Raw genomic sequence first — 395 nt, forward strand, 5'->3', positions numbered from 1 at the left:
TCCGTGAGGGCAACGGAAAGGTGGAGAAGGTCGACACCTGGGGCCGTCGTCGTCTCTCGTACGAGATCAAGAAGAAGCCCGAGGGCATCTACTCGGTCATCGACCTGCAGGCCGAGCCTGCGGTCGTCAAGGAGCTCGACCGCCAGATGAACCTGAACGAGTCGGTCCTCCGGACCAAGGTCCTCCGCCCCGAGACCCACTGAGCTTCCCCCCTCAGCTGGTCTCGGGATCCGAGTAGCAGCACTAGCAGCCAGCAGCAGCAAACCCGCCGAGAGGTTCCCCCATGGCAGGCGAGACCGTCATCACGGTCATCGGCAATCTTGTCGACGACCCCGAGCTGCGCTTCACCCCCTCCGGTGCGGCGGTCGCGAAGTTCCGCGTCGCGTCCACTCCCC

At 65.1% G+C, this 395-nt stretch carries 2 protein-coding genes; both read left to right on the top strand.

The window, feature by feature from the left end:
• The coding region (rpsF, locus tag J1M38_RS11710; RefSeq protein WP_206501280.1) for a 30S ribosomal protein S6 at positions 1–203 on the top strand (203 nt) is incomplete at its 5' end.
• Positions 204–283: 80 nt separating this feature from the next.
• The coding region (locus J1M38_RS11715) for a single-stranded DNA-binding protein (RefSeq protein WP_206501281.1) at positions 284–395 on the top strand (112 nt) is incomplete at its 3' end.

Source organism: Micrococcus sp. KRD070 (assembly GCF_017168435.1).
In the GTDB taxonomy this organism is placed as follows: Bacteria; Actinomycetota; Actinomycetes; order Actinomycetales; family Micrococcaceae; genus Micrococcus; species Micrococcus luteus.